This is a genomic window from Biomaibacter acetigenes, assembly GCF_003691585.1.
Classification (GTDB): Bacteria; Bacillota; Thermosediminibacteria; order Thermosediminibacterales; family Tepidanaerobacteraceae; genus Biomaibacter; species Biomaibacter acetigenes.
The window spans coordinates 12724-25668 of record NZ_CP033169.1; the positions used below are offsets into that span (position 1 = coordinate 12724).

The window sequence follows — 12945 nt, forward strand, 5'->3', positions numbered from 1 at the left end:
CGGCAAGGAGGGATAGTATGGGCGACGGATACATGGGAAGGGTGCTGTGGGTGGATCTTTGCAAGAAAAAGGTATGGGATGAGCAATTGGATGACGACATGAAATTCAATTATCTTGGTGGTTACGGTATAGCTTTAAAAGTCATACTGTCCCGGCAAAAAAGAGGTGCAGATCCTCTTGGCAAAGATTCCATATGTGGGGTAATGACGGGCCCGCTGACCGGAAGTGGTTCCATAATAGGCAGCAGGTTTACCGTATTCGGGAAGTCTCCGCTTACAGGCACCTGGGGTGATGCCAACTCGGGAGGTTATTTTGGCCCCCAACTGAAAAGAGCGGGATACGACGGAGTTTTCATTACGGGGGCTTCCGATGTTCCGGTATATATATTTATCGATAGCGGCAGGGCTGAAATTGTGGACGCCAGTGATCTGTGGGGTAAGGATACTTTTGAGACCGATGAGATGTTAAAGAAAAAACATGGGAAAGATACCCAAATCGCCTGCATAGGCCCTGCCGGAGAGAAGAAAAATATGTTTTCCGCCGTAATAACGGATAAGGGGAGGGCTGCAGCACGGTTCGGCCTCGGGGCCTTATGGGGTTCTAAAAACTTAAAGTGTATAGTGGTAAAAGGAAACATCCCGATAAAAGTAGCGGATGAAGAACTTTTAAAAAATCTCAGGAAAAAATATACGGACCAGATCATAAAGGAACACGTGGGAGCATCGGCGGCATATCAGATAGGAACACCGGGATATACAGCTGCGGGTGCGCTGAACGGAGATAGTCCCGTAAAAAACTGGAAGGGTGTATGCGGCATTGATTTTACGCAAGATGATGCCAGCAGAATTGCCGTGGACAAGCTTTTTAAATACCGCACGAAAAAGTACGGGTGCTACAGATGCCCCATAGTGTGCGGCGGTCTTGTAAGCATTAAAGAGGGACCTTATGCGGTGAAGGAGACTCACCAGCCCGAATATGAAACGATGGCGGCTTTCGGGAGCAACTGCGGCAATTCTAACCTGGAATCCATCATAGCGGCAAATGATATTTGCAACAGATATGGCATAGACACCATCTCCACCGGGGCGGCAGTGGCCTTTGCCATAGAATGTTACGAAAATGGCCTTTTGACCGATGAGGATACTGGAGGCTTAAAACTTGCATGGGGTGACCATGCGTCCATTGTTGAACTGACAAGACAGATAGCATGCAGCGAGGGATTGGGGGCGCTGCTGTCAAGGGGCCTGAATGAAGCCGCAAGATCGATAGGCGGTGACGCTGAAAAATACGCCGTTCATGTAATGGGCGATGCTATAGCCATGCACGATCCGAGATTCGAACCTGCTATGGGAATTATTTATAAAATGTTTCCGGGCAAGCATATTCAGGCTGCACAATTTTGTTCTCCGCCGGGCCTGAAGGAAGCCGTCATAGGCTTCGGGACCGAAAAAGAAAATGTAAAAGAAAGGGTTTTTCAGCTCAAAATTCTAGAATGTCTTTGCAACATTGTCAATGCTTCTGGAAGTTGCCTTTTTGGCTTTCTATCGACTACTAGCGAATGCATTGGTGAGTTTTTAACCGCTGTCACCGGCAGGGAGTGGACAAACCAAAAAATGATAGAGGTGGGTGAACGGATTTCCAACTTGAGGCAGTTATTCAATATAAGGGAAGATGCCAATCCAGTGACGGCAAGATTCCCGGAAAGGGCGCTGGGCAATCCGCCGCTTAAAAAAGGCCCTACAGAAGGGTTCACGGTTGATATGGAAACTTTGATGAAGGAATACCTTAAACTCATGAACTGGAACGAAAAGGGAATACCTGAAAGACATAATCTGGTCAGACTAAAGATCGATAATTTTTGGTTGAATTGAATGAGACAGAGTTATGGGACACATTAAATGGGGTTTTTGAAAGAAGAAAAAAGTACATGGCAGAGGAGGCAAATAGTGATTATGAAAGTATTATATGCGGGAGATGCCTGCACAAAACTCGGTCCCGTTTTTATCGCATCACCTTTCAATCTGGAAATGAAAGGCATGTCACATCACGTATGGGGTCAACCTCTAATTGATGCGCTCAAGTCTGACGGCAACGAAGTAACCCATATGACAAATGAACAGGCCATTGCCGATTTTCCGAGGACCGTAGAGGAACTTTCACAATATGATGTTATCATCATCAGCGATTGTGAATGCGAGGTATTGTCTCTATATCCGTTCTGGATACCGGGGACACCATTGCCGAGGACCAATCGGCTGAAAGCAATAAGAGAATTCACACGACAGGGTGGAGGGCTGCTCATGATAGGAGGATGGACATCCTTCAGCGGACGGTTCGGCCACGGGGGCTATTACGATACTCCGGTGGAGGAAGCATTGCCTGTTAATTGTTTAAAAGGTCTGGATGACAGGGTTGAAACCCCAGAAGGTGCAACAGTTAGGATAAAAAAACCGGATCATCCGATTGTTCGGGGCATACCGTGGGAGGATGCACCGCTCTTTGAAGGCTTTAACAAGATAATCCCCAAGGATGGTGCGGAAGTGATTGCTACCATAAGTGACGGTGAGAAAGAATATCCTCTGATAGTTACATGGACCTTCGGCAGGGGTCGCGCAATGGCGTTTGCAAGTGATTGTTCTCCTCACTGGGCCCAGTACTTTCAACCGTGGGAGCATTACGGACAATTCTGGTGCCAGGCAATAAAATGGCTGGGCTCAAATTCAGCGAGAACAAACCCTTAAAAACGAGGTTAAGCCGTTCATGACGCAATGTTTAAGAAGACAAGAGGTGATGGACGACGTAACATGAAGGATACGGTCCTCTAAAGGAGTGAAATCAATCGATGAGAAGATCCAAGGCAGATATGAATGGTAAAACTTACGACATGAACTTTTCAGGCATATTCAGAAACTATGGTCCGCTGATTTTGCTGGTGCTCTTTGTGGTGGCCACAAGCCTCATAAATCCTAAATTTATGAGTTTTTCGAACCTGAGAAATGTATTATTCCAGGTTTCGACAGTGGGTGTTGTTGCCCTGGGCGCCATGTTTGTCATATTGACCGCCGGTATTGATTTTACTGCAGGGGTGGGAGTTGCTTTTGCAGGCGTTTGTGCCGGTGTGGTTTTCGGGATTACCCGCAGTGCAGCAGTATTGATCCTTACGGCAGTCGGCATTGGATTGTTGATAGGTGCGATAAACGGTCTTATAATAACAAGACTGCGGATACAGCCCTTTATCGCCACCCTTGCCATGATGTCGGTGATTCAGGGATTGATATATGTTGTATCGGAAGGCAAGATAGTATTTTTAACGAGTCCGGTTGTCGATTTTATAGGCAAGGGCAACATGGCAGGCATTCCTACACCTTTTGTAATTTTTCTCGTCATGAGCGCTATAAGTTATGTGATCTTAAACAGGACCAAGATAGGAATTTATGCGTATGCGATGGGTGGGAATGAAGAAGGTGCCAGGTTAGCCGGTGTTGACCTGAAAAGGTATAAATTATATATCTATATGCTTGCGGGCCTTATGACAGGCATTTCGGCAGTTATAATGATATGCCGAATATCTATGGTGGCTCCGAACATAGGAGGAAACATTCTTCTGGATGCTATTGCCTCTACAATAATAGGAGGAACCAGCATAAGCGGTGGCAAAGGGACCGTTGGAGGCACGCTTGTAGGCGTGCTGCTGATAGGCATGATCAGCAATGCGCTGAATATCATCAATGTTCCTGCCGTGTGGCAGGATGTGGTGAAAGGTCTGATCATAATTGTCGCCCTTTACTTTGATGTGATTGTAGTAAATAGAAAGAAAAAGTAATATTGCAGGGGGGTGATATTCAAGTCAGGATCCATACAGATATTTATCTAAAATGAATTAAAAAAGGAGGAAAAGAGAATGTCATTTAAAAAAGCGGTTTCTTTATTGATGGCAATTACATTAATTATGGTAATGGTGGCGGGCTGCGGTGGCCAGCAGTCCGGAACAAACCAAAATCAGCAGAACGGGAATCAGGGGCAAGCCCAGAATCAACAATCTCAGGAGTCAAAGCCCAAGCTGGGTGCAGTGATGATCGATCTGAACCATCCTTTCTATGCAGCCATGATGGAAGCTGGAAATAAAGCTGCTGAAGATTTCGGTGCTGAAGTTATTTGGAAAAGCGCCGAAGGTAGCCTTGAAAAGGAAATTTCTTTAATAGAAAACTTTATCGAGCAAAAAGTAGACGTAATACTGATTGACCCGATTGATGCCACGGGAGTCATACCAGCTATAGAAAAGGCCCATGAGGCGGGTATAGAGGTCATAACTATGGGAAACTTCGTTGATACCCCCTACAATGTGAACACACTTTACAATGATTTTGAAGATACCAAAACTCTGGGGCAAATGATGGGAAATTATCTGGGCAAAAAGGGCAATGTCGTTGTGCTCGTAGGATCGCCCGGGAACTATGTTTCAGATATGAGGCAGAAAGGGTTTCTACAGGGAATAGGTGAATTTCGCGATATCAAAGTCTTATCCGTTCAACCTTCAGACTGGGATCCCGCTAAAGGCATGAAAGTCATGGAAAACTGGCTTACCAGCTATTCGGATATAGACGGGTTCTTCTGCGTAAGTGACGCCGTGACTTTTGCCGCCATAGAGGCCATAAAGGCAGCCGGCAGACAAAAGGACATCGCGGTATTTAGCTATGATGGCGAAATACAGGCTTCGGAAAAGATAAAAAATGGTGAGATCGTTGCAGATTTATTGACAGGAGCCAAGAGAGTAGGTTACTGGAATATTAAAGTTGCCACCCAGCTGGCAAAAGGGGAAAAGATGGAAAATAAGGTATATCTGCCGACGCATTTTGTGATGCAGGAAGAAACGGCGAAAAAGATGAAAGAAGCCGGCATTCTTGAAGGCAAGAGCGTAGTGACTCCCAATGAAGCGATCAGGCTTTTTGATGCTTACCAGGAAGAACTGGGGCCCAAGAAATAAGCTTGGATGGTGGGAAATAGGTGTCTGAAATGCATCTATTTCCCCGATTAAAAGCAAAAAAGCGGGACTCGGAAGGATGATAAAAAGTGTCGCACACATCTAAAAAAACCAGTGAATCCAAAAAAGCCTTATCCGAAAAAAATTTTAGATATATCATTTTGCTCGCTATAATTTTTATTCTTGTAGTTATATTTGCCAGCGTAAAACCGGTATTCCTGCAGTTCAGCAATTTGATGAATATGGCAAGGCAGGTTTCGGTGCTGGCAATTGTCTCCATTGGGATGACCTATGTGATTTTGACCGGAGGCATTGATCTTTCGGTGGGCTCAAACATTGCCTTTGCAGGAGCTGTAGCGGCAATTGCCGTAAACTCCACGGGCAGCGCTATGATAGGGTTTGTTTCCGCAATGCTGGCCGGGTTAATTATAGGAACGATCAATGGATCGATGATCGGATACTACGGTATAAGCCCATTTATGGCAACCCTGGCCACCATGTCCCTTGCCAGAGGGCTTACGCTGACCATAAGCGGAGCGGCAGGCATTAAAGTGAAGGACACGGTTTTTAATTTTTTAGGCCAGAATTCTTTGGGGCCCATTCCTGTAGTGGTGTTTGCTGTTTTCGTTTTATATGCGGCAAGCTTTATTTTGCTAACCAGAATGACCTTCGGTCGAAAGGTGTATGCGGTTGGAGGAAACATCAATGCCGCAAAAGCTTCGGGTATTCTTGCAGAAAGAGAACTTATGAAAGTTTACATGATTACAGGGCTGCTATGCGGAATTGGAGCCATAATAACCGTGGGCAGGGCCACCTCTGCACAGCCCTGGGCCGGACTTGGCCTTGAATTTGAGGTGGTGACCGCAGTGGTCCTGGGAGGTACCAGCCTGCTGGGAGGTAAGGGAAGTCTTGAAGGGACCTTTCTCGGATCATTGCTGGTAGGAGTTCTGGCCAACGGATTGGGCTTGATGGACGTATCCCCATACATTCAATATATTATCAAGGGAGTCATGATCCTGCTGGCGGTCTTGATTGATGAAGCCTCAATCAAAATCCGGGAAGTAAAAAAGATAGAAAAAAATTCGGAAAATATATTACCGGAAGAATACAACAAAAAGTTTGCCTTTGAAAATATAAAAACCGCCAAAGTTCTCAAACTGACGAATATTTCAAAAGAGTTTCCCGGCGTCAAAGCTTTAGACGGAGTAAACCTCACCATAAAGAGAGGGACGGTAATGGCTTTGATGGGGGAAAACGGTGCTGGCAAATCGACTCTGATGAAAATCCTGGCAGGCGTTTATAAAAAAGACCGGGGCGAGATCAAAATAGAGGGGGTGCCCGTTGAAATCAATTCACCTTTGGACGCCCAGAAGCTGGGAATTGCGGTAATACATCAGGAATTCTCACTAATACCGGAATTGACCGTCGCTCAAAACATCTTTCTGGGCAAAGAATTATATGAAAAAAACAGGTTGCTGCTGGACAAGAAAAGCATGAGCAAAAAAGCGAAGGAACTCGTTTCCAGGTTCGATATGGATATAGATGTGAACTTGCCGGTTAAGAATCTTACTGTAGGTCAGCAGCAGATGATAGAGATAGCGAAGGCTTTGGCATCCGATGCATGGATCATCGTAATGGATGAGCCCACATCGGCTTTAAGTGAGGCTGACAAGAACAGCCTGTTTAAGCTAATAAGAGAATTAAAGAGACAGGGTGTAGCAATTGTATATATTTCCCACCGCATGCCAGAAATATTTGAAATAGCTGACGAGGTAACGGTGCTAAGGGATGGCAGGTATGTCGCCTCGGAGGAAGTAAACCGCATAGATGAAAGTACGCTGATAAAATACATGGTGGGGAGAGAATTAAAGGACATTTTCCACCGCGAAAAGGCAGAGCCCGGCAGGGTTGTGCTGGAGGTTAAAAACCTCACAAAGAGCGGGGTTTTCAATAATATAAGTTTTAAAGTCAGGGAAGGCGAAGTTTTGGGTCTGAGTGGACTCATGGGGGCAGGAAGGTCGGAGATAGTCAGATGTATTTTTGGCCTTGATCCTTTTGACAAAGGAGAAATATTGATTGATGGAAAAGCTCTGCATATACAAAAACCTCTGGATGCCATAAGGGCGGGCATGGGTCTTGTTCCGGAGGACAGAAGGAAGGATGGATTTGTGCCGCTAATGTCGGTGCGGGAAAATCTTTCGCTTCCGTCTCTGCCATGGATTAATACATGGGGTTGGATTGATAGAAAAACCGAAGGCGAGATTGCAGCGCATTATATATCAGCCCTTGAGATTAAAACACCGTCGCATGACCAGGCATTGTCGAACCTGAGCGGGGGTAACCAGCAAAAGTGTGTACTCGGAAAGTGGCTTGCCCGAAATCCGCGCATAATCATACTTGATGAACCCACAAGAGGCGTCGATGTGGGGGCAAAGGCGGAAATCCACAGGATAATAGAAGGATTGGCCCAAAAAGGCGTGGCCATAATAATGATTTCCTCGGAACTTCCGGAGATCCTTGGAGTAAGCGATAGAATCATTGTGCTGCATGAAGGCACGATCACTGGAGAATACGATGCCGCAAGCGCTTCTCAGGAAAAGATAATGCAAAGTGCCACAGGAGTTGCGTGCACATGAAGATGAATACTGAAGGGGACACGAACGGTAATATGGATGATATTATGCAAAAACAGATAAATGAATGGTTTGATAAAGAGGATAGAGTTTTACCCATATTGAAGGAATTAATAAGATTCAGGAGCGTCAATCCACCGGGAAACGAACATTCCCTTGCGGTTTTCATATGTGAGTGGCTTGCAGACAGAGGTTTTGATGTAACCGTGCAGCGGGTGGAAGAGGGACGTTCCAACATTATAGCCAATTTTGGGTGCAGCGGTCACATCGGTATGATTCTTAACGGGCATCTCGACGTAGTCCCTGCTGCAGGCGAGTGGAGATATCCTCCCTTTGAAGCTACTTTGGAAAACGGTAAGATTTACGGTAGAGGTACTGCGGATATGAAAGGCGGAATAGCAGCGATGATGGCCGCTGCAGAGTTTATATCCACTTTTAGGCTGGCCGGAAGTAAAAAGCTTTCGCTTGTGTTTGTATGCGATGAAGAAAGCGGCAACAAAGGAATGCGCAGGTATGTGGCCGATAGAATAACAGCCGATGCGGCTATAATAGGTGAACCCACACAGTTGGAAATTCATACGGGACATAGAGGATTTATGAATATTAAAATAACTGCCTATGGAATTTCCTGTCACTCCAGCCATCCCGAAAACGGAATAAATGCCATATATATAATGTCAGACATCATCCAGAATCTTAAAAAGTATCAGGAGCATTTAAAAAGCAGGAAGGATAAATACCTGGGCAACGCCACAATTTCAGTAGGAACGATAAAAGGCGGTATAAAAGTTAATATAGTTCCGGACGAATGCACCATTGAAATGGAACGGAGGCTGTTGCCTGGGGAAACCAGGGAAGAAATAATCAATGAACTGAAAACCTGGATAAACTGCAGTGAAGAAGTCATAGAAATTGAAACCCTTCCCGAGCTTAAAGCATCGGGCTCTAAACCGGACAGTGTTCTGGTTCGGGATTTAAGCCTTCTAATTCAAAAGTCCTTTGGTAAGGCTCCGATGGTAAAGGCATTTCCAGCGGGATGTGAAGCATCATTTTTTACAGAGGAACTTAATATACCGGCGGTAATATTTGGCCCGGGGAGTCTGGAACAGGCTCACAGATCGGATGAGTGGGTATGTGAAAAACAGTTGAGAAAAGCTGCCAAAATTTATTCCGGGATTTCGTTAAAATACACCAAATAGCGCTATAGTGTCTGGGGGTCAGGATATATGAAAGCTATTTATATGAAATGTGTAAAATGCGGCAATCAGCAGCAGCTGAGTCAGAATTACAGCTGCAAACAGTGCGGAGGCATTTTACAGATCCAATACGATTACAGCAATTCCGAAATCAGAAAAAAAAGTGAAAGAATTGGGCTGCTAAAATATGCCGATTATCTTCCGGTTAACGCCGAGTATTTTGTCACTTTGGGAGAAGGCGATACGCCGCTATTGAAGGCGAATCACTTGGGCAGATGGCTTGGGCTGAAAAAGCTTTACCTAAAGGATGAAGGATGCAATCCCACCGGCTCCTTTAAAGACAGGTCCGTAGCCGTGGGTATATCCAAAACTCTGGAATTTGGAGCAAATACGATTATTATAGCTTCTTCGGGCAACGGAGGCGCTTCGGCTGCTGCCTATGCCGCAAAGGCCGGACTCAGAGCGGTGGTGATAGTTCCAGCCGACACCCCCATTAACAAGGTAAATCAAGCGATCATGTACGGGGCGCAGGTAATCAAGGTTGAAGGTCCCTACAGCAACTCGTACCATGTGGCGAAAAAAGCAGCGGAAAATTATGGCTGGGTAAATTTAACCACCACTTTTATAAACCCTTACATTGTCGAGGGAAATAAGACCATAGCTTACGAAATAGTTGAATCTTTGGGATGGACTGTTCCGAACTGGATAGTTGTTCCCGTAGGCGATGGCCCCGTACTTGTAGGCATATGGAGAGGGTTCATGGATTTAAAAGCCGTGGGTGCCATATCGAGGCTTCCAAAAATTGCAGCGGTTCAGGCCGAAAGATGCGCTCCCATAGTCAGGGCATTTGAAAATGGTAAAGATACTGTGGACCCCTGGACAATGGGTGCAGGCACTATCGCCTCCGGGATTGCCGACACTCTGGACGGATATAGTGAAGACGGGACATTGACATTAAAATGTATCAGGGAGTCTGAAGGATATGCCGTATCACTGAGCGAAGAGGAAATTTGGGAGTCTGTGGTTACCCTGGCAAGAGCGGAAGGTGTTTTTGCGGAGCCAACGGGAGCTGTTTCGGTGATAGGCATGAGGAAAATGATAGCCCAGGGCCTGATGACATCCAATGAAACTGTAGTAGCCATAATTACGGGCAATGGCTTAAAAACTCCTCATTTGCCTCCGAATTACAGCCATGAGCCTCAGGTGGTAAAAGACGCCGATGAACTCAATGGACTTATTCTGGAAAGGAACTGTCTTCCGCACGCAATATAAAAATACTTTTTTATGGAAGGTGATTTAATGAATGCCGAAAGAATATTAAAAGAAAAGTACGGTCTGGAATTGCCGGAACCTCCGAAACCTGCGGGCCTTTATATACCGGTTTATCAGGTCGGCCAGCTGGTTTACGTTTCAGGGCAGACCCCCACCATAAACGGTAAACTTTTGTTTGAAGGGAAACTGGGGAGAGATTTGACGGTGGAGCAGGGTCAGCAGGCCGCACGGTATGCCGTGATAAACTGCCTTGCACTGTTAAAACAGCACCTTGGAGACCTGGATAGAGTAAAACATTTTGTCCAACTTTTGGGATTCGTCAGAAGCGATGAGAATTTCAAAGACCAACCGGCGGTCATAAATGGTGCCTCGGCAGTATTGCTGGACATTTTCGGAGAGAAAGGAGCCCATACGAGACTTGCGCTGGGGACCAATGAACTTCCGGGCGGCGCTCCTGTAGAAGTTACATTTATAGCAGAAGTATAACATAACATTTTGATAAATTTCAGGCATTGAAGTTTGCCACCGGCATTGCTGGCCTTTAATGCCTGATTTGTTGCCTGAATCTTTGCAGCATATACTGGAGGTGTTTTATTGATCAGCATTTCTGATATCTGGGAAGCCAGAAGAAAAATAACTGAAAACGTATGGAGAACAAGACTGGTTTTTTCTAGGAGTTTAAGCGAAAAAATGGGAACAATGGTGTACCTGAAGCCGGAAAATCTACAAAAGACCGGCTCTTTTAAAGTGAGAGGAGCAATGAACAAAATACTATCCATACCTGAAAAGGAGCGGCACAGGGGCGTAGTTGCGTTTTCCTCAGGGAATCACGCCCAGGGTGTCGCATTTTCAGCGAAACTTGCCGGTGTTTCAGCCACCATTGTCATGCCAGAATGGGCCGCCAAAAATAAAATGGCTGCCACCAGGTCTTACGGAGCAAGAGTTGTACAGTATGGGAAAAACTCTGTGGAGATGGAATCAAAAGCGCGAGCAATCATGGAAAGCGATAACAGATTGTTTGTTCACCCTTTCGATGATGAGGATATTATAGCAGGTCAGGGAACGATAGGATTGGAAATTTTAGAGGACCTGCCGGATGTGGATACGATTTTTATACCCATCGGAGGAGGAGGATTGATTTCTGGAATCAGCCTTGCAGTCAAGAGCATCTATCCAAAAATAAGGATTGTAGGCGTACAGCCTTCGAATTCGTGTTCGATGCTGGTCTCCAGGAAAGCCGGAAAAATAAACGAGATAGAAAGCTGCGATACCATAGCCGACGGCCTTACGGCCAAAAGACCTGGAGAAAACACCTTCAGCCTTTGCGAAAAATATGTGGATGACATAATCACAGTAAATGATGATGAAATAGTAGAGACCATGTGCCTTCTGCTGGAAAGGACGAAGCAGCTTGCTGAACCGTCAGGGGTTGTCGGCCTGGCAGGCATCATGAGCGGTAGGATCGGGCTTGGGAAAAAAAATGTTGCAGTTATATCGGGGGGAAACTGTAATTTTTCAGTTTTAGCGGAGTGCATTATGAAAAGAGAAAAATGACTTTATTTTTTAAATAAATCCATATATATTATTTAAGTTGACTGGAGGAGCAATAATGCAAAAAAAATTATTGATGATTCCTGGCCCGTGCGATGTAGAGGAAGATGTCTTGCAGAATATGGGCAAGCAGGTTGTTTGCCACTACGGGCACGATTGGGTTAAAATTTACAACGATACCCGCAATTTAATAAAAAAGTTGTTAAATACCTCGGGAGAGGTATTTATTGTTAACGGTTCGGGACATCTTGCGGTTGAAACAATGTTGCTGGCGCTCGCTGAAGAAAAAGATGAACTGGCTGTGGTTGACAACGGATTTTTTGCTCATAGAATGATCGAAATTTTAAAAACTTATAATCTTTCGCCCAAAGTTTTAGAAATAGAATGGGGAAAAAACATTTGTCCGGAGCAGGTAGAAAAATTCTTAAACACCAGCAGAGGGATAAAAACTCTAGCAATTGTCCACAGCGAAACCAGCACGGGCGTGCTGACTCCGATAAAAGATATTGGAGGGATCACCCGCCGGAAAGGAGTGCTACTTGCGGTCGATGCGGTATCTTCTGCCGGAATTGTACCGATAGATATGGACGGCTGGGGTGTTGATATGTGCGCCACGGCTTCGCAGAAAGGTCTGGGAGCTCCGCCGGGACTTGCAATCCTGGCTGCCGGCAAGGAGGCCATGGAATACGTAAGAAGGAGGAAAAAGCCCGTTCCCGGATGGTATGCCAATCTTCAAGTTTGGGATAGATTCAATACCGAACAGGCAGGATTTCAACCCTACAGCATAACCATGGCGGTAAACCAGATATTTGCCCTGCAAAAGAGCCTTCAAAACATTTTGGATGAAGGAATCCGGGAGAGATATGAAAGACATATTCTCCTGGCAGACATGATGAGATGCGGGATAGAAGCTTGCGGCATCAGTATTTTTTCAAGGCAACAGCTACTGACACCGGTAATAACGGTAGCGGAGTTTCCGGAGGATATTGATTCCGGCAGGTTTGTAGATTATCTGGATAAGAATTTCAGCATCCTGATTGCCAACGGCCTGGGGCCATTGAGAGGAAGAACTGTGCGCATAGGGCATATGGGAAAAAATGCTGCAAAAAGAAATATAGTGCCGATTCTTATCGGATTGGAGAACTTTTTAAAAACAAACGGCAAAGCTGTAAATCGAGGGATTGCACTGGACATATTTATGAAATAAAAAATTTTTATATTATTATTGTAAATCTGTCATCAAAAGATCAGTGCGGGACACAGGTATTTTTTATCATGGCTGCGGCTGTGATAAAAAATGTTCAAATAGCAT

General features: G+C 45.3%; 10 protein-coding genes. All 10 read left to right on the forward strand.

Features of this window, described 5'->3' with window-relative positions; translation table 11 throughout:
- Positions 1-17: 17 nt before the first annotated feature.
- Positions 18-1871, forward strand: a complete 1854-nt coding sequence (locus tag D2962_RS00060) for an aldehyde ferredoxin oxidoreductase family protein (RefSeq protein WP_122013739.1) — start codon at positions 18-20, stop codon at positions 1869-1871.
- An 81-nt stretch (positions 1872-1952) separates the two neighbouring features.
- Positions 1953-2741, forward strand: coding sequence for a glutamine amidotransferase (locus tag D2962_RS00065; protein ID WP_162991019.1), 789 nt, complete (start codon positions 1953-1955; stop codon positions 2739-2741).
- Positions 2742-2842: 101 nt separating this feature from the next.
- The gene (locus D2962_RS00070) at positions 2843-3823 is read left to right on the forward strand and encodes an ABC transporter permease (RefSeq protein ID WP_122013741.1); all 981 of its coding nucleotides are present in this window, start codon (positions 2843-2845) and stop codon (positions 3821-3823) included.
- A gap of 78 nt (positions 3824-3901) precedes the next feature.
- Complete coding sequence (locus D2962_RS00075; protein ID WP_122013742.1) at positions 3902-4984, forward strand: sugar ABC transporter substrate-binding protein; 1083 nt, start codon at positions 3902-3904, stop codon at positions 4982-4984.
- An 86-nt stretch (positions 4985-5070) separates the two neighbouring features.
- Complete coding sequence (locus D2962_RS00080; RefSeq protein WP_122013743.1) at positions 5071-7617, forward strand: ATP-binding cassette domain-containing protein; 2547 nt, start codon at positions 5071-5073, stop codon at positions 7615-7617.
- Positions 7614-8813: a M20 family metallopeptidase gene (locus D2962_RS00085; protein WP_122013744.1), complete on the forward strand. Its 1200-nt coding sequence runs from the start codon at positions 7614-7616 to the stop codon at positions 8811-8813. Before D2962_RS00080 ends, D2962_RS00085 begins: the two co-directional genes overlap by 4 nt.
- Before the next feature lie 27 nt (positions 8814-8840).
- Positions 8841-10082 carry a threonine synthase gene (locus tag D2962_RS00090; RefSeq protein WP_122013745.1) on the forward strand — a complete coding sequence of 414 codons (1242 nt, stop codon included), beginning with the start codon at positions 8841-8843 and terminating at the stop codon, positions 10080-10082.
- 27 nt (positions 10083-10109) lie between these two features.
- Positions 10110-10568, forward strand: a complete 459-nt coding sequence (locus D2962_RS00095; RefSeq protein WP_122013746.1) for a RidA family protein — start codon at positions 10110-10112, stop codon at positions 10566-10568.
- Between the two features lie 108 nt (positions 10569-10676).
- Positions 10677-11636 (forward strand): threonine ammonia-lyase, encoded by a 960-nt coding sequence (locus D2962_RS00100; RefSeq protein ID WP_162991020.1) that lies wholly within the window; start codon positions 10677-10679, stop codon positions 11634-11636.
- A 55-nt stretch (positions 11637-11691) separates the two neighbouring features.
- Entirely contained in the window at positions 11692-12840 is a 1149-nt protein-coding gene (locus D2962_RS00105; protein WP_122013748.1) for a pyridoxal-phosphate-dependent aminotransferase family protein, read from the forward strand.
- The last annotated feature ends 105 nt before the right edge of the window (positions 12841-12945 follow it).

Coding starts and splice junctions, on each gene's coding strand:
- D2962_RS00095 (WP_122013746.1), top strand. CDS start 10,110: ATGAATGCCGAAAGAATATTAAAAGAAAAGTACGGTCTGGAATTGCCG.
- D2962_RS00105 (WP_122013748.1), top strand. CDS start 11,692: ATGCAAAAAAAATTATTGATGATTCCTGGCCCGTGCGATGTAGAGGAA.
- D2962_RS00065 (WP_162991019.1), top strand. CDS start 1,953: ATGAAAGTATTATATGCGGGAGATGCCTGCACAAAACTCGGTCCCGTT.
- D2962_RS00070 (WP_122013741.1), top strand. CDS start 2,843: ATGAGAAGATCCAAGGCAGATATGAATGGTAAAACTTACGACATGAAC.
- D2962_RS00085 (WP_122013744.1), top strand. CDS start 7,614: ATGAAGATGAATACTGAAGGGGACACGAACGGTAATATGGATGATATT.
- D2962_RS00075 (WP_122013742.1), top strand. CDS start 3,902: ATGTCATTTAAAAAAGCGGTTTCTTTATTGATGGCAATTACATTAATT.
- D2962_RS00060 (WP_122013739.1), top strand. CDS start 18: ATGGGCGACGGATACATGGGAAGGGTGCTGTGGGTGGATCTTTGCAAG.
- D2962_RS00090 (WP_122013745.1), top strand. CDS start 8,841: ATGAAAGCTATTTATATGAAATGTGTAAAATGCGGCAATCAGCAGCAG.